The 21,818-nt window shown below is 61.1% G+C and carries 18 protein-coding genes; 4 read left to right on the top strand and 14 right to left on the bottom strand.

Annotated features, from left to right (window positions below; all coding sequences use genetic code 11):
* Positions 1-74: 74 nt before the first annotated feature.
* Entirely contained in the window at positions 75-1,508 is a 1,434-nt protein-coding gene (locus tag ACP_RS07125; RefSeq protein WP_015896620.1) for an aspartate ammonia-lyase, read from the bottom strand.
* A 145-nt stretch (positions 1,509-1,653) separates the two neighbouring features.
* On the opposite strand from ACP_RS07125, the gene ACP_RS07120 reads away from it, so the two are divergent.
* Both ACP_RS07120 and ACP_RS17295 read left to right on the top strand, forming a co-directional pair.
* Complete coding sequence (locus ACP_RS07120; RefSeq protein WP_015896619.1) at positions 1,654-2,688, top strand: YpdA family putative bacillithiol disulfide reductase; 1,035 nt, start codon at positions 1,654-1,656, stop codon at positions 2,686-2,688.
* The gene (locus tag ACP_RS17295; protein ID WP_015896618.1) at positions 2,685-4,571 is read left to right on the top strand and encodes a two-component system sensor histidine kinase NtrB; all 1,887 of its coding nucleotides are present in this window, start codon (positions 2,685-2,687) and stop codon (positions 4,569-4,571) included. Before ACP_RS07120 ends, ACP_RS17295 begins: the two co-directional genes overlap by 4 nt.
* 10 nt (positions 4,572-4,581) lie before the next feature.
* On the opposite strand, the gene ACP_RS07110 is transcribed toward ACP_RS17295, so the two are convergent.
* The 5 genes from ACP_RS07110 to ACP_RS07090 all read right to left on the bottom strand — a co-directional run bounded on the left by ACP_RS07110 (position 4,582) and on the right by ACP_RS07090 (position 10,183).
* The gene (locus ACP_RS07110; RefSeq protein WP_148215076.1) at positions 4,582-6,687 is read right to left on the bottom strand and encodes a chymotrypsin family serine protease; all 2,106 of its coding nucleotides are present in this window, start codon (positions 6,685-6,687) and stop codon (positions 4,582-4,584) included.
* A gap of 154 nt (positions 6,688-6,841) precedes the next feature.
* Positions 6,842-7,645, bottom strand: coding sequence for an ABC transporter permease (locus ACP_RS07105; RefSeq protein ID WP_015896616.1), 804 nt, complete (start codon positions 7,643-7,645; stop codon positions 6,842-6,844).
* Complete coding sequence (locus tag ACP_RS07100) at positions 7,638-8,621, bottom strand: ATP-binding cassette domain-containing protein (protein ID WP_015896615.1); 984 nt, start codon at positions 8,619-8,621, stop codon at positions 7,638-7,640. Before ACP_RS07100 ends, ACP_RS07105 begins: the two co-directional genes overlap by 8 nt.
* Before the next feature lie 179 nt (positions 8,622-8,800).
* Positions 8,801-9,076, bottom strand: coding sequence for a hypothetical protein (locus ACP_RS07095; RefSeq protein ID WP_015896613.1), 276 nt, complete (start codon positions 9,074-9,076; stop codon positions 8,801-8,803).
* 93 nt (positions 9,077-9,169) lie between these two features.
* Positions 9,170-10,183 (bottom strand): zinc-dependent alcohol dehydrogenase family protein, encoded by a 1,014-nt coding sequence (locus ACP_RS07090; protein ID WP_015896612.1) that lies wholly within the window; start codon positions 10,181-10,183, stop codon positions 9,170-9,172.
* 67 nt (positions 10,184-10,250) lie between these two features.
* Between ACP_RS07090 and ACP_RS07085 the strand changes: the two genes are divergently transcribed.
* Positions 10,251-10,475, top strand: coding sequence for a hypothetical protein (locus tag ACP_RS07085; RefSeq protein ID WP_148215075.1), 225 nt, complete (start codon positions 10,251-10,253; stop codon positions 10,473-10,475).
* Between the two features lie 22 nt (positions 10,476-10,497).
* Here the strand turns inward: ACP_RS07085 and ACP_RS07080 are convergent, their stop codons facing one another.
* From ACP_RS07080 to ACP_RS07060, 5 genes are all read right to left on the bottom strand, one after another.
* Positions 10,498-11,268 carry an SDR family NAD(P)-dependent oxidoreductase gene (locus tag ACP_RS07080; RefSeq protein WP_015896611.1) on the bottom strand — a complete coding sequence of 257 codons (771 nt, stop codon included), beginning with the start codon at positions 11,266-11,268 and terminating at the stop codon, positions 10,498-10,500.
* A gap of 32 nt (positions 11,269-11,300) precedes the next feature.
* Positions 11,301-12,188: an NAD(P)-dependent oxidoreductase gene (locus ACP_RS07075; RefSeq protein ID WP_015896610.1), complete on the bottom strand. Its 888-nt coding sequence runs from the start codon at positions 12,186-12,188 to the stop codon at positions 11,301-11,303.
* Positions 12,189-12,346: 158 nt separating this feature from the next.
* Complete coding sequence (locus ACP_RS07070) at positions 12,347-13,861, bottom strand: OmpA family protein (RefSeq protein ID WP_238525672.1); 1,515 nt, start codon at positions 13,859-13,861, stop codon at positions 12,347-12,349.
* 204 nt (positions 13,862-14,065) lie between these two features.
* Positions 14,066-14,779 carry a response regulator transcription factor gene (locus ACP_RS07065; protein ID WP_015896608.1) on the bottom strand — a complete coding sequence of 238 codons (714 nt, stop codon included), beginning with the start codon at positions 14,777-14,779 and terminating at the stop codon, positions 14,066-14,068.
* Complete coding sequence (locus tag ACP_RS07060) at positions 14,776-15,546, bottom strand: response regulator (RefSeq protein WP_015896607.1); 771 nt, start codon at positions 15,544-15,546, stop codon at positions 14,776-14,778. Before ACP_RS07060 ends, ACP_RS07065 begins: the two co-directional genes overlap by 4 nt.
* 153 nt (positions 15,547-15,699) lie before the next feature.
* Here ACP_RS07060 and ACP_RS07055 point away from each other — a divergent pair, with 153 nt between their 5' ends.
* On the top strand, positions 15,700-17,055 hold the full coding sequence (locus ACP_RS07055) for a DUF2339 domain-containing protein (protein ID WP_015896606.1): 1,356 nt from the start codon (positions 15,700-15,702) through the stop codon (positions 17,053-17,055).
* Positions 17,056-17,073: 18 nt separating this feature from the next.
* On the opposite strand, the gene ACP_RS07050 is transcribed toward ACP_RS07055, so the two are convergent.
* The 3 genes from ACP_RS07050 to ACP_RS07040 all read right to left on the bottom strand — a co-directional run bounded on the left by ACP_RS07050 (position 17,074) and on the right by ACP_RS07040 (position 21,804).
* Entirely contained in the window at positions 17,074-19,641 is a 2,568-nt protein-coding gene (locus tag ACP_RS07050; RefSeq protein ID WP_015896605.1) for a DNA translocase FtsK, read from the bottom strand.
* A 160-nt stretch (positions 19,642-19,801) separates the two neighbouring features.
* Positions 19,802-20,806 carry an SH3 domain-containing protein gene (locus ACP_RS07045; RefSeq protein WP_041840047.1) on the bottom strand — a complete coding sequence of 335 codons (1,005 nt, stop codon included), beginning with the start codon at positions 20,804-20,806 and terminating at the stop codon, positions 19,802-19,804.
* A 38-nt stretch (positions 20,807-20,844) separates the two neighbouring features.
* Entirely contained in the window at positions 20,845-21,804 is a 960-nt protein-coding gene (locus ACP_RS07040) for a threonine ammonia-lyase (protein WP_015896603.1), read from the bottom strand.
* Positions 21,805-21,818: the final 14 nt, after the last annotated feature.

Below are 21,818 nucleotides of genomic sequence, written 5' to 3'. Positions count from 1 at the left end.
ACGCGCGATTTAGCGCAAGAGAAAGGCCGTGCTTTCGCACGGCCTTTCTCATTTGGTACCGATCTGGGAATGGATTACGACTTCACCTTTTTGTCGCGCTCCTTGGCTGCATCCAGAGGATACTGCGGCTCGGTCATGCGCACCGGGTCGAGAATTTCTGAGATCTCCTGTTCGCTGAGCAATCCCTTCGAGCGGGCTATGGAGATGATGGACTGGCCGGTGGCGACCGATTCCTTCACGATTTCAGCCGCTTTGGCGTAGCCGATATAGGGGTTGAGCGCCGTCGCCAGAGAAACGGTGCTTTGCGCATATTGCGCGCAGCGCTCGGCATTGGCCGTGATGCCGGCCACGCAGCGGTCATTGAACTGACGCAGCATGTTGGCCAGAATCGTGATGCTCTGCAGCACGCTGTAGGCCATGGTGGGCATCATGACGTTCAACTCAAGCTGACCCGCCTGCACGGCCATGGCGACGGCGGTGTCGTTGCCGACGACCTGGAAGCTGACCATGGCGGCGAGTTCGGGCATGACAGGGTTGATCTTGCCGGGCATGATCGAGGAGCCGGGCTGCAGGCTGGGCAGATAGATCTCCGCATACCCGGTGTTGGGCCCAGAGGAGATCAGGCGAAGATCGTTTGAGATGCGGATGACTTCGAGCGCAATGCCGCGCAGCGCGGCGCTTACATCGGCCATGCAGGCGTTGGACTGCATCGCCCAGCGCATGTCGGCGGCCGGGGTCAGCTTCTGGCCGGAGATGCGGCTCAGCGCGGCCACGGCCTTGGCGCGGTAATCGGGATGTGTATTGATGCCCGTGCCGACGGCGCTGCCGCCGAGGCCCAGTTCGCGCAGGGAATCGGCCGCCAGCGTGAGGAACTTCTTGCCCTTTTCGATGGCCAGGCCATAGGCCGCGAACTCCTGCCCGAGGCGAATCGGCACCGCGTCCTGCATGTGCGTGCGGCCTGACTTCATCACATCATGGAACTCTTTTGCCTTGGCTTCAAAGGTTGCGGCCAGCTTGTCGAGCACGGGGTAGAGCGTTTCAAGAGCCAGCAAAGTGGCCACGCGCATGCCGGTCGGGAAGACATCGTTGGTCGATTGGCCGTAGTTGACGTGGTCGTTGGGATGCACCTGCGCGTATTCACCCAGCTTGCCGCCCAGAATCTCATTGGCGCGGTTGGCGATGACTTCGTTGGTGTTCATGTGGAAGCTGACGCCCGCGCCCGCCTGAAAAACATCCACCACGAACTCGGCATTCCACTTGCCGTCCATGACTTCCTGCGCGGCCTTGCGGATGGCTTCGGCGCGGGGCGCTTCGACCAGGCCCAGCTCCTGGTTTGCTTCGGCGGCGGCCTGCTTCACCATGCCGAAGGCGCGGATCAACTGCGGATGCGCACGCATGCCCGAGATGGGGTAATTCTCCACGGCCCGTGCGGTTTGTGCGCCGTAATAGGCATTTGCAGGAACCTCGACAAAACCCAGTGAATCTTTCTCTTTACGCAACTCCGTCATGCAGACAATTCTCCTGATCGAATGGCAATGTGAAATTCAAAAAAGTGCAAAACAGCCGTTGAATGTCAACTTTTGAGTATAGCGAGTTACGGCTGTGCTTTCAGGAATGGGCCCAGCCGGACTCCGCATCGTCTAAGCTACTGGTATGGAAAGCTCCAGGTCCTACAGCACCGACGTGCTGGTGATTGGCGCCGGCCCCACGGGACTCGCCTGCGCCATTGATGCCCAACAGGCTGGCTACCGCGTGATGGTGGTCGATAAAGGGTGCCTGTGCAATTCGCTCTTCCACTATCCGTCGCACATGACATTTTTCACGACGTCAGAGCTGCTGGAGATTGGGAATATCCCGTTCCCGAGTCCCCATGCCAAGCCGAATCGCAATGAGGCGCTGGAATACTACCGCAAGGTCGCGATGCATTACCGGCTCGATGTGCGGCAGTATCAGACCGTTCTCTCGGTGGACGGGGAGGATGGGGATTTTCGCATTCTGACATCTGATCGCTACGGACGTGAACGCACATACACTGCGCGCAAGCTGATTCTTTCCACGGGCTACTACGATCTTCCGAATAATCTGAATGTCCCCGGCGAAGAGTTGCCGAAGGTGATGCACTATTACACCGATCCTCATCCTTACTACGATCAGGATGTACTGGTGATCGGCGGCAAGAACTCGGCGGCCATTGCGGCGCTGGAGCTGTGGCGGCACGGCGCGCGTGTGACTCTGGTGCATCGCGGGCCCGAGATGCACCGGCACGTGAAGTACTGGATCAAGCCGGACATTGAAAACCGCATTAAGAATGGCGAGGTGCAGGGTCTGTTCAGCACGCGCGTCGTGGAGATTGGACTCGACACGGTGACGCTTGAAACGCCAGATGGTCTGAAGATTGTGCCGAACGACTTTGTCTTTGCCATGACGGGCTACAAACCGGACTTCAGATTTCTGGAATCGCTCGGCGTGCGGATCGAAGGGCCGGACCGTATGCCGGTCTTTGATCCCGAGAGCCTGGAGAGCAATGTGGCCGGCATCTATCTGGCAGGCGTAATTGTCGCCGGTGCGCGCACCAATGAAATCTTTATAGAGAATGGCCGCTTTCATGGGCGGCAGATTGCCAGCGATCTGGCGATTAAACTTGGCGCGCAGCCGCAATCGGTTGCGGAGGTGCGACCGGGAAGATGAAAAGCCGATTGGCGTCGTGGCTGCGAAGGGTGAGTCCTCGCTCGGTGCGCGGGCAACTCATCGTCGGCCTGGTTGTGCTGGAACTCGTGGTTCTGGGACTCTTCGTCATGCTATTGCTGCGTGCCGAGCAGTCTGAGCTGCGCGTGCGTACAGGGCGGCGCGCCATATATGAAGCCAGCCTCTCGGCAGCCGAGGCCGCAGCCGCGCTGCGAGATGGCGACACCGGAGACCTGGCAGGCGTGATTGCAGGAGCACGGCACGATCCGGGAATTCAGGGCATCGAGATTCTTGACCCCTCGGGCAAAGTGCTGGCCGTCAGTCTCTCGGGTAAATCTCCCTTCCCGGCGCTGAGTCTGAGCCAGGCAGCAGGCTCAAACAAGCCGCTGCTCAGCATTGACCACCACGGCAAGGTCAACGCCGCCATTGCGGCGATGCGTGTTCACGGCACCTTGTATGGGTATGTGATCGTGCTGCCTTCTGAGGCCGCCGATCGTCATGAGTTGCATTCCACGCTGCGCATCACATTTTTTGCCGCGGTGATCGCGCTGGCCGGTTGTACGTGGCTGGCAGGCATTCTTGCCAATAGCCTCGCGCGTCCTCTGGTGCGCCTGCTGGATGCCACGCGCCAGTTGATTCTCAATCCTGAAGACAAGACCGCTTTGCCACTCCCGGCCAATGTCGACAACGAGATTGGAGAACTCACGGCAGCCTTTCATCGCTTGATCATGATTGTGCAGGAACAGCGCGCCCAGTCAGGCGAAACACTGGCGCTGCTGGACTCGATTCTGGCGAATGCGCCGATCGGGTTTATCTTTTTTGACCGGCGGCATCATGTGGTGCGCGTGAATACCTTTCTGGCCGGAACGGATGCGCATCATCTCTACCGGTATGTCGGCAAAACAGCAGTGGAGATATTTCCGGGAGAAGCAGGCGCGAGCCTCGAAGAAGCGGTGAGTCGTGTGCTTGCCAGCGGCGAGCCAGTGCGCGATCTTGAGTTGACCGCAAGCTTGCAGGGCAACGCGGCCCGCGCAAGAACGTGGATTGCTCACCTTTATCCCATTCATACCGAAGACGAACAGGTTCGCTGGGTTGGAGCCGTTCTGGTGGACACGACCCAGCGGCACCAGGCTGAAGAAGCGCTGCGCAAGAGCGAGAAGCTGGCAGCGGCTGGACGTCTGGCTGCCTCCATCGCGCATGAAATCAACAATCCTCTGGAAGCTGTGACCAATCTGCTCTATCTGCTGCATCAGGCGGACCTCGACGAAGACTCCGCGCGCTATGTCGCGATGGCGCAGCATGAGGTAGCTCGCGTCTCTGAGGTTGCGCAGCAGACGCTGCGGTTCTACCGGCAATCCACTTTGCCGAGCGAGGCCAGGCTGAGCGAATTGATGGACTCCGTGCTGGCGCTGCACCAGGGGCGGCTGGTGTCTTTGCAGATCAAGGTGATTCGTGAATACGAAGACACCGTGCCACTCTTCTGCTTTGCGGGCGAAGTGAGGCAGATTTTCACCAATCTGGTGACCAACGCGGTAGATGCCATGATGCCCGGCGGGGGCCATCTTACCGTGCGCATTCGCCCCGCCCGCAGCCAGAGAGAGCCCGGCCAGCGTGGCGTGCTGGTCACGATTGCCGATACCGGGTGCGGCATTGACGGCGATCATCTGCCGCACATCTTTGAGCCGTTCTATACAACCAAGGATGCGACGGGAACTGGCCTGGGACTTTGGGTGAGCGCTCAGATTTTACGCAAGCATCAGGCAGCCGTCGCTTTGCGCAGCTTTGCCGCTAAGGGAGACCGCAACAATAGGGCCACGGGCACGGTCTTTCGTATCTTTTTCCCGCATCTGGAAGAGCCAAAGGCCATTGCCTCCGCTCCGGAATAGCGTCGGCAGTTTAGTCTTGTGGCTTCCAGGTGCTGGGCTGTATCCGGGATAGGGAACAGCTTGAGGGGGCAGGGCGCTGCTGGCTGCGCTCGCGGGTGACGTGAAAACGCTGCAGATGCAGATAGCGCACGCGCAGGCCATCCAGCGTCGTAGGTTGATGTCGAGGAATGCGCCCCACCTCTACCAGAACCAGCAGCGCGGCTTCGCTAGGGTGGTCCAGGCTCTGCGCTACGCCCACTCCCAGAATGGCCGGGTCGTGCATCAGTTGCCCGGTGTACCGCTGCGCGATTTGCCTGGCATGCGCCAGGCTGCTGGGGGAGAGATGTAGTCCGTTCGGCGGCAGAGGTGCTCGGGGAGCCTTGCCTTGCGCGATGGCCGCAGGCGTAGAGACGATGACCTGCGTGCGCACGCCATCCAGCACCAGCGGAACGGGCATGTTGCTGTGAGCTGCGCTGACGTAAAGAATCAGTGCGGGTTTTCCGCGCTCGTCCAGACTGGCTCCGGCTGCTGCACCCAGAATGCTTCCGGCTGGGACGCGATGCAGAAACTGTTGATACTCCGTGGAAGAGAGAACGGACTGTATGCGTCGCCGCCAGATTTCAGGAATCACAGGAGTCTGGCGCCCTCCGCCCTGGCCGTAGTGAATGCATGTGATGGCATGCGGCTTCGTCGTTCCGACCAGTTGCAGTGGGCTGCCCACGGCACCGCCCAATTCTGAAAGCACATCATGAATCGGATTGACGAGACTCAGAGTTTTGCCGTCTCCGTTGGTGCCTCCGGCAAAATACATGCCAATGGCCTCGGCATTTCTTGCGTCGAGCACGAGTGCGCCTGAGTCTCCGCTGTCGGTGAAGTCCGCGCCCTCAATGGCGATTTGCCCATGAAAAATTTTGGCCCCGTAGGGCTGCGTCTCCGCGCAGTCTTTGTAGTAGTTCACCTTGACGGCGAGCTCAACCGCGCTGATGTGGGAGCAGGTCAGACCTGTGGTGCGTCCGCTCTTGACCACTGGCATGTCAAAGTTATCGGGCTCGAGTGTCTCTCCCTCACCCGTCATGGGCGGAGCAGGCGCAAGAATGCCATCATGCAAGGAACCTAGCTCAAGGATGGCCCCGCTGGAGTCGATGGCTCCCGGATCGATGCTGGCCAATGCCGCATCGACGTTGGTAGATCGCGCGCTCAACGGCAAATAAGCGCGGAGTCTGCCCACGGCATGCAGCCGGGTCGATGCGTCGCTGAGCGGGATGCATGCGCCATCCATCAGGCCGGGCTGGTCGATGACGTCGCCGATCTTTGCCTGGTCGGACTCGGCAAAGACGTGGTTGTTGCTGAGAATGAATTTTTGCCCGGCGTCATCCTCTACCAATGCGCCCAGTGTTCCTCCGCAGCAGTCGGCGATGTAGCTCTTGCCCGCTGGCGTGGTGTAAGTGTCGTAGTCGTTGTCATTGCCTCCGGAGCTGCCCAGCAGCGCATGCTTGCCCTGCACGGCCTGATGCGCGGCCGGGGTGCTGTTGAGCCCATGATCGTTGATGAGGATTTTGCTGGAGGCGATGGTCTGGGTGCCGTTCACGGCGGCGATGAGGTAGACCGCGGACGAGGAGGGAAGTCTCTCCGGCGCCGTGTAGGTCACCGTGCAGGTGGTGTATTGCTGGTCAAAGTGCTCGCAGTTGTTGGCCGTGAGCGCGCCTAGTCCGCTGCTTGAGCCGGTGCCTGCTGCATCGGAGGAGAGCGACCAGTTGACGCTGCCTGCGCCGACTTCAGTGATCTGGGCGCTGGCTCGCAGGGAAGACCGAAGCGAGAGAGTGGCGACTTCTGGAAGCAATGGCTGCACAAATCCCGGATGGATGCGCAGGGCGATGGCAACTGAACGGGAGGGATCACTGCGGAGTGCGGCGGTCACCCGCACCGTAACCAGATTGCGCGACAAGGCATTCGGGGGAGTGTAAATCCCCTTGGCGCTGATGCGGCCCTCGCCGAGCGTCTCTGCGTTGTCACCGCTTTCCACTGACCAGCGCACCGGCGCAGGTTCACCGCTGAGCGCAAGCGCGCTCAGAGAGACCTGCTGATTGGTGCTCATGTCCGAGGCCGTGGAGGTGATGAAAAATCCTGCTTGAGACACGCCTGGGGAGTAGCCTAAACCTCCGCAGCCAGCGAGGGCCAGAAGACCAAGGGGCAGCAAACTGAGCAGCTGCGGCCACAAATGCGAAAGTTTGCGAGGCTTCATTGGAAACCGCTTCCTCAACGGCTGCAAGCGGCAGCGGCGAGCGGGCAATTTATGAAATCACCCGCCGCAGAAATCCGCGCACGCCAAAGTAGCCCAGCGCAGCCAGCGAAAGCAGCAATGCGCCCACAATCGCAGCGTAACTCATGTGAGGCACATTGGGCGTGAGCGCGGCGCGCAGCCCTTCGCTCATATAAACAATGGGATTGAACAGCACGGCAATCTGCAGCCAGCGCACCTTGGCCAGCAGCGCCCAGGGGTAGTAGACGCAGCCCAGAAATGTGATGGGCACCACGACAATCGAGAAGATCAAGCCGATCTGTTGCGGTTTGACGTTGGCGCCGATAGTGAGCCCCATCGCGCCCGAGACGAGGCTCGAAAGTAGTAGTATGGCCGCCAGCATGAACCAGTTCTCAATGTGTACCTTCACCGGCGAGGCAGGAATCAGGTATGCCAGCGGAAGTACCAGCAGCGCGGCCAGAATGCTCTGGATGGCGCTGAAGCAGACCTTCTCAATGGCAACAGCACTGACCGGCAGCGGGCACATCACACGATCATCGATCTCGCGCGTTACTCCAAACTCAGTGGAGAGTGGCAGCGCCACGCCGGCAATGCCGCTGAACATGATGGCGACCGCCATGAGGCCGGGCAGCAGAACCGTGGCAAAGCCCGCACCTCCCATCGCGCTCGATTGGCCGATCTTGGGAAAGAGATAGGTGAAGACAAAGAAAAACAGCAGCGGCTGCATCACCACTCGCACCATGAACGCGCCCAGCTCACGGCTCAGCACGCGCAAATCGCGGCGCACCAGCCCCAGAAAAGCCGTGGTAAAGGAAACACGATGTTCGCTACTCACGCAGGTCCCTCCCCGTCAGGCGAATGAAAACGGTCTCCAGCGATGGCTCGCTGATGGCAATGTCGCGAACGCCATAAGGCTGCGCCATCTGCACAATTTGCGGCAGATGCTCCCCGGAGGCTTCGCCGGAGCCCTGCATGAAGAGCCGCAATCCCTCGGGTGTCGCCTCCACGCAGTTCACGCCGGTCAACTGCTCCAGTTGTTGCTGGAGCGATCTAAGCTCAGTTTGTAACAGTTTCAGATCTAAAATGCGGTCCGCGCCCAGCGTGCGCTTGAGCATCTGCGGAGTGTCGAGTGCGAGCAGCTTGCCGTGATCAATGATGGCCACGCGCTCGCACAGTTCATCCGCCTCTTCCATGTAGTGCGTGGTGAGCACGACTGTGATGCCCTCCTGCCGCAGCGCGCGCACGGCATCCCACATGGCGATGCGGCTCTGCGGATCGAGCCCCGCGCTTGGCTCATCCAGAAACAGCACGGCGGGCCGGTGCGCAATGGCGCGTGCAATTTGAATGCGCTGCTGCAGGCCGCCGGAAAGCTGCACGGGGAAGGCTTTGCGCCGTTCAAAGAGCAGAAACTGCTTCAGCAGCGTTTCTGCGCGTTCGCGTGCCTGCCGGGCAGAGAAGCCAAAGTAGAGGCAGTGGTAGTAGAGATTTTCGTAGATCGTCAGCGAGCGATCGAGGGTGTTGTATTGCGGCACCACGCCAATGCTGCGCCGCGCCAGAGCGGGCTGCTCGACAACGTTTACCCCCGCAATATTGACGGTACCGCTGGTTGGTAGAATGCGCGTGGTGCAGATGCCAATGGTCGTGGTCTTGCCAGCGCCATTGGGCCCGAGCAGCCCGAATAGCTCGCCTTCTTTTACCGAGAGATCGACACCATTGACTGCCGTCACTCGCTGTTGCTTGTCCTCATAGATCTTGCTGAGCGCTTCTATCGAGACGATCAATCGTGACCTGCCGGAAAAAGGTTTCGACACATTAGAGCATTTTCCCTGTTCCTGTAGGGATTCTAAATGCAATACGGTGCAGCTTTTCTTGACGGAAAAGCTGCATCGGCATGATCACTTCGCGATACATCTACAGGGAAAATGCTCGATACGGGCGGCCTTAGGGGCGTCGTAACGGTCAAACCAAAATTGCCGGGATCAAGAGCGGATTATGCCGCATGATTTTCTGAGGACGAAAGCATGGAAGGCGAGCCGGCAGAGGCCGGCATCACGCGTACCTCACCGGCATGGGCAGCACGCATGCGCCGCAACTCGCGAGGGCTCAAGGGCCGCAGGGTTTCGAGGGAGTAATAAATGTGGGAGCCGCAGTCCAGGCAGACCTTGTAGGTCTCCTGCTCGAGTGTAAACATGCGGGTCAGACGCTCATGATGGCATCCAAAAAAGAAGCTTACGATCTTTGCCAGGACGTCTGCCAGAAATTGCATGCCCAGCCTCACTTTCTGCGCGCCCTCGAAATATCCGAGGGCACTGTTGCAGATATAAGATGCTGGCCGGGCTCATAAAGTCGCTCACGGGGCTTAGTCCGTGGTCTGTAGGACGATCTTGCCGAAGTGCTCGCCGGCCTGCATGCGCCGCAGAGCGTCGGGAAGTTCGCGGAAACCAAAGACTTTGTCGACCACAGGACGAATGTGATTCTGCGCGAGCGCGCGATTCATGGCCTCAAAATTCGCGCGCGAGCCCACGTAAATGCCCTGCAAATGAACCTGCTTGTGCAGGATGGCCGGAATATGCACGGGTTCCTTCGACTGGCTGAGGACGCCAATCTGCGCGACTGTGCCGCCCATGCGCACAGCCGTCAGCGATTGTGCAAAGGTGCCCGCACCGCCCACTTCCACCACCACATCGGCCCCCAGGCCGCCGGTCTGTTCCAGAACCCATTTCGCCCAGTCCGGCGTGGTTCGATAGTTGACGCCCGCATCGAGCCCCAGCGTTTGGGCGCGGGCCAGCTTCTCATCGCTGCCGGAGGTGCCGATCACCCGCGCTCCCATGGCCTTAGCCAATTGCAGCGCAAAAATGGAGACGCCGCCCGTACCCTGAATCAGCACAGTTTCTCCGGCCGTGAGATGGCCTGCCGTCACCAGTGCGTTCCAGGCCGTCAGCGCGGCGCAGGGCAGGGTGGCGGCCTCTTCAAATGAGAGATACTCGGGGAAATGGACAACGCCCTCGGCGTTGAGCAGCACATGGGTGGCGAGCATGCCGTCGATGTCGCCGCCGAGCGCGCCGCGCACTTTTTCTGGAGTGGGACGGCCGTCGAGCCAGTTCTGCATGAAGATGCCGCAGACGCGATCCCCCGGCTGCACGCGGGTGACGCCTTCGCCCACGGCGGCAACAATACCGGCTCCGTCGGATGCGGGAATGCGCGGCAAATGCATCTTCGGGTTGTAAAGGCCAAGCGTGACCATGAGGTCACGGTAGTTCAATGAGGCCGCCTTCACTTCCACCAGAACCTGTCCGGGCCCTGGCTGCGGCGTGCGGTGGTCTGTGAGTGCCAGATTCTCAATGCCAAAAGCGGGGATTGTCCAGGCTTGCATGAGGGGTTCTCCTTATTCGTAACGAAGCTGGTTACCAGAAAAGTGCCGTGCGGCGTAGCATGGAGTCATGGCACGAGGATGGGAAAGCAAATCGGTGGAAGAGCAGATGGCGGAGCAGGCGGTCAGCCCCGTGAAGCCTGCGGTCAAAGACCCGGCACGCGAACGCAAGCGGCGCGATCTGGAGATGCAGCGGGAGTACATTCTCAACCAGCGCACCTCGCATGCTGACCGGCGCGCGGCGCTCGAGGCGGCGTTGCAGCAGATCGAAGATCAGCTCAAAACGCTCGACTGAGGTCCGCGCGCCCATCGCCGTTTTACTCCCGGTGAAAGAGCAGGGAATTGGCCTGGTGAATGGAGGTCAGCAGCACGTGTGCCACGTTCACGTGGGCCGGCCGGGTGGCCGCCCACACAATCGCATCCGCCACATCGGCCGCGGTGAGCGGCGTGAGCCCCTGGTACACCTTGCCCGCGCGCTCCTTGTCGCCACGAAAGCGCACTTCGCTGAACTCGGTCTCGACCATGCCCGGATCCACACTGGTCACGCGCACCGGAGTGCCAAGCAGGTCCATGCGCAGGCCGTCATTGATGGATTTAAGGGCCGCCTTGGTCGCGCAGTAGACCGCGCCGTTCGGGTAGGTCATTTCGCCGGCAGTTGAGCCGAGGTTAATGATGTGGCCTCGTCCGCGCGCCACCATGCCGGGCGTCACACAGCGCGTAACATAGAGCACGCCCTTGATGTTGGTGTCGATCATCTCTTCCCAGTCCTGCAGCTTGCCGGTGTAAAGCTTGTCGAGACCGCGGCTCAGGCCGGCATTGTTGACCAGGACGCCGATATTGCTCCATGGCTCAGGCAGCGCACCGATGGCCGCTCCGACTGCATCGGAATGACGCACGTCCAGCTCGATGGTGCGCACATCGGCCGCACCGGCCTCGCGGAGCTTCGGCTCCATTTCCTTGAGGCGTTCCATGCGGCGTGCGGCCAGCAGAAGCCGCGCACCCTCGGCCGCGAAGGCGTGCGCGCAGGCCTCACCAATGCCAGCGCTGGCGCCGGTAATGAAGACGACAGTGTCTTGCAATTTGTTCATGGCATTCATCCTAGCTTAGTTCCTGGGGGCACTTAGTTGTTTCCACGCTTGCGGCCCGCAACCGTTTTGGCGAGCTGGTAATAGCCGCCCGCCCAGTCCGCATCCTGCATTCCTTCCGTCATCGCCTGTTTCAGATGCTCATGAAACTGATGTGCCAATGGGGCGGGCACATGCGCGCCCCGCGCGGCCTCAAGAAACAGGCGCGCATCCTTTTCGCCAAGAGCGATGGTGCCGCCGGGTGTCTCCGGCGGATGCAGCATGAGTCCGCCATACATCTCGACAAACGGCGATTGGAAAAGCCCTTGATTCACCACCTGCAAATAAGTCGCCGGTTCGATGCCATTCGCTTCGGCAAAGACAAATCCCTCGGTCAGCGAGGCGATCATGGCCGTAATCATGAAATTGCCGCCAACCTTCATGGCGTGCGCGCTCCAGGGCTGCTCGCCGACGACCGTCACGCCGCGGCTGTAGCGTTCTACCAGTGGCCGCAGTTTGGCGAGCGAGGCATCTTCACCGGCAAGCACGCTCCAGAGCTTGCCCGCCTCGGCCACATGCGGACGCCCAAAAACCGGCGCGCCGACGAAAGGCCTGCCTGCTTGCTGGTGAGCTTCTGTCAAGCGTTGCGATGAGGCGACGCTGATGGTACTGAGGCAGGCATGGATGGCTCCTGAGGGCATCGCTTTCAGAGCGCCTTGCTCAAGAAAAACATCTTCCACGGCGGCATCGTTCAGCAAAATGCTGAAGACCGCTTCCGCTTCCTTCACCGCTTCCTGAGGAGTTGCGGCGACCTTTACGCCTTCACTGCGAAGGGCTTCCGCTGTGGACAGGGTTCGATTCCACACAGTGATTTCATTGCCCGGCAGCAGATGTTTGAGGATGGCCACCCCCATCTTGCCTAATCCCAGAAATGCGATGCGCATAAAGCTCCTTCGTCTTGAAGTGAAACGAGACTTGCCTGCTATTTTGGATGAATCGAAATCTTTGCAGGAATCAAGCCGGGAGAATTCATCCCGACCTCATAAAAACATCGGGCCGCCTCAGCAATGCTGTTGCGGCCCGAAAGAGGTGTTGTCGCCGCTCAGTACGGCTGCGGCGGATTAGAGACTCCCGTGGGGTTTGCCGGTGGCGGCGGGGTCGCAGGCGGTGGGGCCTGTTGCTTCGTTCCGATGGCGGCGCCGCTCACCACCAGTTGTACGCGGCGGTTTTTGGCGCGTCCGGCAACGGTGTTGTTGCTGGCCACCGGGTCGGCCTCGCCATAGCCTTTGGCTGAGATGCTGTTCGCCTTCACGCCCTGCGAGATGAGAAACTTCATCACGGCATTCGCGCGTTGATTTGAGAGCTTCTGATTGAAGGCTGCCGAGCCCACATTGTCGGTGTAGCCCTCCACCTGCACCTTCAGGCCGGGGTAGGTCATCAGAATGCCGGCGATGCGGGCCAGCTTGATCTGCGCGCTGGTCTTGATCTGGTAACTGCCCGTGGCAAAAACCACGTCAGACATATTCACGATGAGCCCGCGCGCGCTTTCGCGCGTGGCCAGCACAGCGTTCAACTGCTGCTCCAGCCGGTTGCGCATTTCAGCGGTCTGCCGCTGGGCGGCCGCGGCCTGTGCCTGGGCTTGCTCGGCCTGCTGCTCGGCGGCTTGCTGTTGCTGCTGTGCATGCTGCGCGGCCTGTTGCGCCGCCTGCGCCTCTGCCTCGGCCTGTTGCTGCTGGGCGGCCGCCTCTTTGGCTGCCAGCGAGGCTGCGGCGGCCTGCTTTTGCGCTTCGAGAGCATTCTGCCGTTGGCGAGCCTCAAAGGCTTCCCGCGCGCGCCGCTCGGCTGTGAGACGTGCATCCTCGGCGGCTTGCACCGCTTCCCGGGCAAAGGTGACTTCAGCGGAGCGCTGACCGTGGTCGTTATCGAGCGCGAGGGCCTGCTTCAGGTTTTGCTCGGCGCGGGCCAGAGCTCCGGCAGCGTAAAGGCCTGCCTTGGCGGAGCGGGCAATCTGCACAGCGTTGCGGGCCTCATAAAGCTCAAGCGGAGACTGGTTGCCGCTGCCAATGGGATAAGTCACCAGATGACTGCCTTCGCTTTGCACATAAGCGCCGCGCGGCAGCACGGAGTATTGCGTGGTTCCCGGCTGACCATTTGCGGATGCATTTTGCATCACCACCACGTCGCTGGGAATGTTCACGGCAAAATAGGGTTCGGCGCTCACCATCAAGCCAAAGGATTGCAGGCTGGTGGTCACCTTGAAGTTGCTGCGGCCTTTGTGGTCAGGGATCACCTCGGTCAGGTTTTGGGGACGTCCGTCGGGGGTGATGGCCCACAGTACGTAGGTCAGGTATTCAGGGCCGAAGCTATAGGCCGGGACGAGGCCATCGAGCTTTACGTGAATGGAGGTGAGGCCGCCACGCACATTCACAATTGCCTCGCCGCTCGCGCCGGGCAACAGCGTCGTATTCTCCATGGGAACCTTGACGGAGCGCCGGATGAGATAGTTCATTGCCGGAATGGTGCGTGTGACCTGTTTTGCCTGATAAAGCGGAATGGCCGGCCCGGATTGCGCCGTCGCGGCCACCGTAGAAACCAAAGCCAGAAGACCTGTTGCCAAAAGGGTTCGCATCTGCGATTTTTGTTCCTTTCACGGATCCAACTGCGGACATGATAAGGCTACATGCCATGACCCGGCCCATCCAAGATGGATGCCGGAACTACCGGGAAGGGTGCCTGTTTTCAGTCGGATAGGGGGAAATTGGAAGGGGAGAAGGGGGATCTCCCGCCGGATGGGTAAGCCCGGAGCCGCAGCGAGCCAATCTCAGGCGCTGGGATCGACAAGATGATGGGCAATGGCAAACATGGCGAGTTCCAGCCTCGTCGAGACGCCCGTCTTGTCAAAAATGTTGGAGAGGTGGCGCTTGACCGTTTCCTCGCTGAGCGTGAACTGCTTGGCGATGTCGCGATTGCTGCAGCCTTCGACGATGCATCCCACCACTTCCATTTCGCGGGGAGTAAGGCCATAGGTCTTGCGCTCAGGCGTGGCGGCCTTCTGCATGAGGTCATGGAGCGCGCCTACCAGGTTGACGACGCGCTTGCCGCCGATCCAGTAGTCGCCGGACGCCACCGAGAAGATGGCCTCAGTCAGATGATCGGCCAGCGCGTCTTTGAGAACGATGCCGCGCGCGCCAATCTGCAGTGCTTCAATGATCTGCTGTGTGCTGATCTGGCTGGTGAGCAGAATGATCTTCACCGAAGGCGAGCCGCTCATAATGGAGCGCATGGCTTCCAGGCCGGGCAGGCGCGGCATGGCAAGGTCAAGCAGCAGAATGTCCGGCAGCAGTTCGAGTGTCTGGGTAATGGCCTCATCGCCGTCGCCAGCCTCGCCCACCACCTCCACCTGCTCTTCGCCGGCGAGCATGTTCCGCACGCCAATCCGGACCACCGGGTGATCGTCCGCCAGCACAATGCGAATCGCAGAAGCGCCGCCGCGGCGCAAAGGGGAAGTCGTTGGAGATGTCTGTTTTGTTTTCATAGCAACTTACTCGCAAGGATAACGGATACCCGCTCATACTCTGCTTTCAATCTGGCCAACCCGTGTTTGAGATCATCCAAAGAGTCAACCTCAACTTCAAGGTTGCGGGCTGCTTCTTTCAATGCCAGCGCGCCCGCCATGCCCGCCGCTCCCCGCAGGGTGTGCGCCTCGCGTTTGGCGGCGGCCATGTCGCCGGCGTCCATCGCGTGCTGGATCAGCTCAATGCGCTTGCCCGCGTCGGCCAGCATGGCATCGAGAAATTCCTGTAATGCCGCAATCTGCATGCTGCTTTTGAGCTTCAGAAAGACGCTTTTATCAAGAGGGGCCAACGGATGGTTGCGGGCAGGCTTTATCTCGGCGTGCGATGCGTCCTTCAGCGTGTTTTGCGCAGAACGGCACAGGTTTTCGAGCGTGGTTCGCAGGCCCTCCAGCGGCAATGGCTTTTGTAACACCGCGATGTAGCCTTCTACCGCCCTGGGGGTGGCGGCGGACATGGCAATGCGAGGCGCTTCGGGCCAGCGCAGCGCCAATTGCCGGGCCAGAGCCGATCCTTGCACTCCTGGCATCTGCAAGTCCGTGAGGATCAGGTCGGGATGCCATCCGGCCGGCAATGGATCGTGACATGCGCTTTCGCCGCTGGCCCGCTGCTCCACCTCAACGCCTTCCGACTCCAGCAGCAGCGTAGTCAATGAAAGGCTCACCGGATCGTCATCGATCACCAGAACGCGCCGCAGAGTCTCGATCTTTGGTGTGACAGAAGGCAGCATGCCTGGCCCCGAGGAATTCGAGGAGCATTCTTTCACACCCTATGGTCCCCTGCGCAAGTGAACTGGAATTCTCTCATCGGGCTCTCCGAAGCTCGCAGCAGCATCCCACAGCCAACAGGCCACGGCGAATTGCATTAAAGTGGCGAGAAGACTATGACAGCCGATCCCGCAACGCCGAATCCGGAAGAGAGCGACCTTCAGGCGCAGATTGCCGAGCTTCGCCGCCGTGTTTCGCATTTGGAAGAGGTATTGGCGGCGCAATCGTCATCCGCGCCCGCAGCACGCGCGGGAGAGCCTGCTGCCGTGCTCGCGGAGCCTTCGCTGGAGAGCAGAATCGGTTCGCAGTGGCTCAATCGCGCCGGAATCCTGGCCGTGCTGGTCGGCGTAGCGCTCTTTCTCAAACTCGCGATTGACAACCACTGGCTCGGGCCGGCAGCGCGCGTGGCCGTAGGGCTCGCTGGCGGAGTGGTGCTGTATTTGCTCTCAGAACTCTTCCGGCGGCGCAACTATGCAGGCTTTTCGTTTTCACTGAAGGGCATCGGCTCTGGCGTGTTCTATCTCTCGCTCTGGGCTGCCTTTACGCTGCTGCATCTATTGTCCGCGCCGCTGGTGGCCGCTGGCATGTTGCTGGTGACGGCGGCCAACGGCCTGCTCGCCTGGCGGCAGAACTCGCGGGTGCTGGCATATTATGCGCTGCTGGGCGGCCTGCTGACTCCGCTACTGGTGGCCGATCATCACAATCATGAAGTCGCGCTCTTTGCCTATCTGCTGATGATGGCCGCGGGGGCGGCTGTGCTGGCGCTGCTGCGCGGCTGGCATGCGTTGCTGCTCACCGCATTTGTTGGCACTACGCTCTATGGCATCTGCTGGGCGTGGACCTATTATCGGCCGGCCGAGTTCTCTGTAACTCTTGCATTTGGCGCGCTCGCATTTGCACTCTTCAGCGGGTTGCCGATCCTTCTGGCTGGTCGTCCAGAGCGCAGTACCAGCCTCACGGCTCTTTCGTGTCTGAATGCGCTGGCCGGCATCGTCATGGCGGCGGAGCTGTTCACCGGCTGGCCCCGTGTCATGGTGATACTGCTGCTCGCTACGTTTTATTTTGCATGGGCGCGTACGCACTTAGGCCGCGAAGCCGATCCGATGCCCGCGTGGGTCACTGATCTGAATGCAAATGGCGCGCTCCTGTCCGCCGTCAGCTTCGCCATTCACCGGCTGTGGCACGGCGCAGCCTCATCGCCGGGTACGCACACTGGAGAACAGCTCAGCTATTCCTTCTGGTTCATGGGGTTTGGCGCAGTGCTGGTGGCGGTTGGATTTCGCCGCCGGAACACTGCCCTGCGCTGGCAGGGGCTGGTCCTGCTGTTTCTAAGCATGGCCAAGGTCTTTCTCTTTGACATTCGCCTGCTCAGCGAGACGTCGCGCGTCTTCAGCTTTCTGGGGCTCGGCTTGCTGCTGCTGGTGGTGAGCTTTGTTTACCAGCGGGACTGGCTCAAGCTGCGCAGCAGTTGAGCCAGCCGCCCGTTTGTGTCAGCGTATCGCCTGATCGACTTCATTGAGCCAGTCGGGCGACTTGAGAATCTCGCGCGGCCGCGAACCATCAGCCGGGCCCACGATGCCATCGCGCTCCATCATGTCGATCAGGTGCGCGGCGCGGCCATAGCCAATGCGCAGCCGCCGCTGCAGCAGCGAAGTCGATGCCTTGCCGAACTCCAGCACCAGCCGCACGGCATCCTCAAACAGCTCGTCGTTGTCATCATCACCGCCGCCGTCGCCATCCAGCTCGCGGCCCCGGTCATCCTTGGGCGCATCGAGGAAGCCCTGCACATACTCGGCTTCACCCTGCTTCTTCCAGAATTCCGTGACGGCAGAGATCTCTTTTTCCGTAACGAAAGGAGCATGCACGCGTTGCAGGCGCGAAGTGCCCGGCGGCAGAAAGAGCGAGTCGCCGCGGCCCAGCAGCGATTCCGCGCCGTTGGAGTCGAGAATGGTGCGCGAGTCCACCTTGGTCGCCAGCCGGAACGAAAGGCGCGACGGCACATTGGCTTTGATGAGGCCGGTGATCACATCCACCGAGGGCCGCTGCGTGGCCAGCACCAGGTGAATGCCGACGGCGCGCGCCATTTGCGCCAGCCGCGTAATGGCTTCTTCGACGTTGGCCTTGTCGAGCATCATGAGGTCGGCCAGCTCGTCGATGATGATCATGATGTAGGGCAGTGGCTTCTGCTCGGGATCGTCCTCAAAGAGCGACGGATTGTCGAAGAGCTTGTTGTACTGATCGAGATTGCGCACGCTGCGCGAGGCCAGCAGCTTCAGGCGGCGCTCCATTTCGCGCACTGCGTTGCGGAGCGCGTTCGCGGCCATCTTCGGCTCGGTGATGATCGGCGTGAAGAGGTGCGGAATGCCCTCATACATCCCCAGTTCCACGCGCTTCGGGTCCACAAGAATCAGGCGCACCTGATCGGGCGTGGCTTTGAAGAGCACCGACATGATCATGGCGTTGATGGCCACGGATTTACCGCTGCCGGTCGAGCCGGCAATCAGCACGTGCGGCATCGTGGCCAGATCGCTGGTCACCAGTTGCCCATTGATGTCTTTGCCGAGGGCCAGCGTCAACTTGCTCTTGGCGTTGGCAAAGTTTTCGGCCTCAATGATCTCGCGCAGCCAGATCGTCTCCCGCGTCTCATTGGGCACCTGGATGCCGACCGTACTCTTGCCGGCCATGCGCTCAATCAGAATGCTCTCGGCCCGCATCGCCAGGCAGAGATCGTCAGCAAGGCCGGTGACGCGGCTGTACTTCACCCCCGGTTCGGGGCGAAATTCAAAGGTGGTGACCACCGGGCCGGGATTGATGCGCACCACCTGCCCGCGCACATCAAACTCCGCGCACTTTTCCACGAGCACCTGGGCCTCGGCGCGCAGTTCCTCCTCGCGCACCACCTGCGTGTCATTGCTCTTGTGCAGCAGCGTGCTCGGCGGCAGCCGGTATCCGCTCACCGACTTTGGAGCCACGGTCACCGTGCGCAGGCTGGCATCGGCGCGCTCGCCGACGGCAATGTGCGCAGCCGGTACAGGGATTGGCTCGGGTTCGGGTTCCTGTTGCCAGACCGGCTCTACCGGTACTTCCTCCATGGGCTCCCGGCGAACGGCGCGGGGACGTGGTTCCACGCGCAGCTCGGGCACGGGTTCCGGTTCGGCTTCTGACTCCCAGGCAGGCTCCGCTGGAAGATCCGGCATGGCAAAGGGGCGGGCGGGAGCCACGGCTTGCTGCTGTTGCGCAGAAGCTGCTTCTTCAAACTCTGAGAATCTTGCCTGGCGGGTATAAACAGGCAGATTTTCAACTGCGCTGCTGTCTTCTTCGGGCGAAAGCTCCTGGCCTGAGGATTTGGCCCCAGCTTTCCTCTGCCGGGCGAGCGCACGCTCCTGCTTTTTCGCGAGTTTTGCTGCGATCTTTTCCTGTTTGGGGCGTGCGCGTGCCTCACGCCAGTTCTTCATCCGGTCGCGCCAGGCCAGCACAAAGGCCAGGCGCACGGCGAGCCATTCGCGGGCGGTGTTCAGGCTAAAGGTGGTGCAGAGGTAAATGGAGGCGGCGGTCAGCGCCAGCGTCACAATCCACGCACCGGTTGCGTTGAGCAGGCGGACCAGCGCATCCGCAACGATTCGGCCGGTCAGGCCGCTGGCGGGCAGCCCGCGCAGCCCCGGCACCGGGTGAGGGAAGAGCCCAAAGATGGCCGGCACAAACAACAAGGCCAGCGCCGCGCCCAGCAGCTTTGATTTTGGCGAGGCAATCGGCCGCGAACGCAGCCAGGCAAAGCCAAGGCCCCCCAGCAAAAGCGGCAGCAGAAAGGAGGCGAGACCCTCCAGTTGCAGCAGCAAATCGCTCAGATAGGCGCCGGTGACTCCGATCCAGTTATGGATGGGAGCGGCTTTTTCCGCGCCGTGTACCGCGCCGCGCACCGTATCGAATGAGGGATCTGTGGGATGGTAGGAAACCAGCGCCAGCAGCAGCAGCGTGGCGGTGACGAGGATCAGGAAGCCGATCAGCTCATTGAGCCGGCGGTTGCGCGTCGGAGTGATGACAATGCGTATGGGCTTCATTTGGATAGGCACACGAACATATCTCCTTCCGGCGCTCTGATAAACGCACCGAAAAGGCAATATGCCAGAACCCCAGAGCAAGTTCATTATCCCAAAGATAGGCGAAGGTTCTGCGAAAAAAGCCGGGAGGGTATCCGTAGAGAGAACAGCAGGGGAAAGTCTAAGGTTGGGAACTGCCGTAGACCGGCATGCCCTGGCTCACCTCAAACAGCAGCGCCGCCGCGCGTGTGGCATAGCTCGATTTTGGGTATTTTGCGTCCAGACGGGCGGCGATGCCGTTGGCATATTTGCGGTCTTCAGCGGCGCGCTTTGCGTTGCCGTCGGTCTCCCTCATGTCTCCGGCAGCGGCCTCGCGCCATGCGGCTTCATACAGCGCCCGGGCCGCACGGGGCGAGTCCGGGTACTTGTCCGCATAATGCAGATAGACTTGCGCCTCTCTTTCCGGACATTTCTCTGAGCCTTGCCAGTCGCCGCAAAGCTGGTTAGCGAGCAGTGCGTAGGCCGCATCGTAGGCCCATTGCGTATGCGGAAACATATGCATCACGGCGCGCATCTCGTTTTCGTCCATCAACTCGCGCATGTAGGGCTGCTGCGTGTGCGCGGAGGGCAGCGTGGCCGCATCGGCCTTCTGCAATTGCCAGCGGATATCCGCCGCGCGCCACATGGCCTCTGGTGTCAGCGGCGACTTTGGAAACATCTGGTAAACGCGCTGGTAGAGCAGCCGCGCTTCCATCGCCGCGCCGGGCGGAGGGTCCAAGTGCGAGGCGGCATCATCCTCAGCCTGCGCCGCTCCGAAGAGAATCTGGTCGCCCTGCGGGGTCGCTGCGGTCACGAGCCCCTGATTTCGTATCCATCCGGAGAGCGGCACGGTCTGGGTCTGCGCTGGCAACTCTGGTTCATCGATTGCGATGGACTCCTGCTGGTCCACCTTGGCGAAGATGCGCACCCATGAGCCGTTCTCGTCATTGATCACGACCTCTCGCCCCGGCGACACCGTGGTCAGCTTGCTCGACGAGGAGTCCGGCTGCAGGTAAAGATTCAATGGCTCAATGAGCGTGGCGAGCGCGCCGTTCGGAGCAGGAGGCGCAGGCCGGCGCCTTGCCTGTGCACAGGGCGCAAGCGCCAATGGGGCAAGGGCGAGCAGCGAAAGCAGACTCCTGTGCATGGGGCCTCTCACGAGTGCCTTCAGCATAACTCTGCCGCTCAGTCTGCGATGAGTTCCTTCAGTAATGCCGCTTCGACATTGCCACCGCTCATGATGGCCGCAGCCTTGCGGTAGGGAATCAGCTCTGTGCCGTGGAAGAGCAGTGCCGCCGTGGTGACCGCGCCGCTCGGCTCCGGCGTGAGCCGAGCCTCAAAGAGAAGCCGGCGCATGGCCGCGCGAATCTCCTCTTCGGTGACGGTGATAATGTCGTCCACGAATGCACGCACATGCTCAAAGTTGCGCTCGCCCAGGCTCTGCGTGCGCAGGCCATCGGCGAGGGTGCGTGTGGTCTTCTCCGCGGGCCACGCAACCAGCGTGCCCGTGCGAAAGCTCTCTTGCGCGTCCGCGGCAAGCGCGGGCTCAACGCCAATCACCCGCACCTCAGGCCGTGTATGCTTCACCGCGGCCGCCACACCGCTCAACAAGCCGCCACCGCTCACCGGAGCCAGTATCAGATCCACGCCCGGCAGATCTTCCAGAATTTCGAGTCCGCAGGTGCCCTGCCCGGCAATGATGGCTGCGTCATCATAAGGCGGAATCACAACGTAGCCCTCGCGCGCGGAGAGCTCCTCGGCCTTGAGCTTGCGTTCTGAGCTGGCCGGGCCAACTATGACGATCTGCGCGCCCAGCGCTGCGGTCGCGCGCCTTTTGATCTCGGGCGCATTCGAGGGCATCACGATGACGGCTTTGGTGCCGACCGCTCGCGCCGCATAGGCGACGCCCTGCGCATGATTGCCGCTGGAGTAAGTGATGACGCCGCGCCGGCGTTCTTCCTCGCTGAGCTGCGCAATTTTGTTGTAGGCCCCGCGCAGCTTGAAGCTGCCAATCGGCTGCAGCCCCTCAGCCTTGATCCAGACATCTCCGGTAAACTCCGGCCCGGTGAGCCGCACCAGCGGCGTGTGCGCAGCCACGCCGCGTATGCGTGTCTGCGCCTCCTGAATCTCGCTGAGCGTGACCAACACGTTGTTATCCT

It is taken from the genome of Acidobacterium capsulatum ATCC 51196 (genome assembly GCF_000022565.1).
Classification (GTDB): domain Bacteria; phylum Acidobacteriota; class Terriglobia; order Terriglobales; family Acidobacteriaceae; genus Acidobacterium; species Acidobacterium capsulatum.
The sequence above is the reverse complement of the archived record's forward strand: the minus strand, read 5'-3'. Positions and strand labels throughout refer to the sequence as shown.

Excerpts from the sequence above, each read along its gene's own strand:
- ACP_RS07125 (WP_015896620.1), bottom strand. The coding sequence starts at position 1,508 with ATGACGGAGTTGCGTAAAGAGAAAGATTCACTGGGTTTTGTCGAGGTT.
- ACP_RS07120 (WP_015896619.1), top strand. The coding sequence starts at position 1,654 with ATGGAAAGCTCCAGGTCCTACAGCACCGACGTGCTGGTGATTGGCGCC.
- ACP_RS17295 (WP_015896618.1), top strand. The coding sequence starts at position 2,685 with ATGAAAAGCCGATTGGCGTCGTGGCTGCGAAGGGTGAGTCCTCGCTCG.
- ACP_RS07095 (WP_015896613.1), bottom strand. The coding sequence starts at position 9,076 with ATGCAATTTCTGGCAGACGTCCTGGCAAAGATCGTAAGCTTCTTTTTT.
- ACP_RS07090 (WP_015896612.1), bottom strand. The coding sequence starts at position 10,183 with ATGCAAGCCTGGACAATCCCCGCTTTTGGCATTGAGAATCTGGCACTC.
- ACP_RS07085 (WP_148215075.1), top strand. The coding sequence starts at position 10,251 with ATGGCACGAGGATGGGAAAGCAAATCGGTGGAAGAGCAGATGGCGGAG.
- ACP_RS07080 (WP_015896611.1), bottom strand. The coding sequence starts at position 11,268 with ATGAACAAATTGCAAGACACTGTCGTCTTCATTACCGGCGCCAGCGCT.
- ACP_RS07075 (WP_015896610.1), bottom strand. The coding sequence starts at position 12,188 with ATGCGCATCGCATTTCTGGGATTAGGCAAGATGGGGGTGGCCATCCTC.
- ACP_RS07065 (WP_015896608.1), bottom strand. The coding sequence starts at position 14,779 with ATGAAAACAAAACAGACATCTCCAACGACTTCCCCTTTGCGCCGCGGC.
- ACP_RS07060 (WP_015896607.1), bottom strand. The coding sequence starts at position 15,546 with ATGCTGCCTTCTGTCACACCAAAGATCGAGACTCTGCGGCGCGTTCTG.
- ACP_RS07055 (WP_015896606.1), top strand. The coding sequence starts at position 15,700 with ATGACAGCCGATCCCGCAACGCCGAATCCGGAAGAGAGCGACCTTCAG.
- ACP_RS07050 (WP_015896605.1), bottom strand. The coding sequence starts at position 19,641 with ATGAAGCCCATACGCATTGTCATCACTCCGACGCGCAACCGCCGGCTC.
- ACP_RS07045 (WP_041840047.1), bottom strand. The coding sequence starts at position 20,806 with ATGCACAGGAGTCTGCTTTCGCTGCTCGCCCTTGCCCCATTGGCGCTT.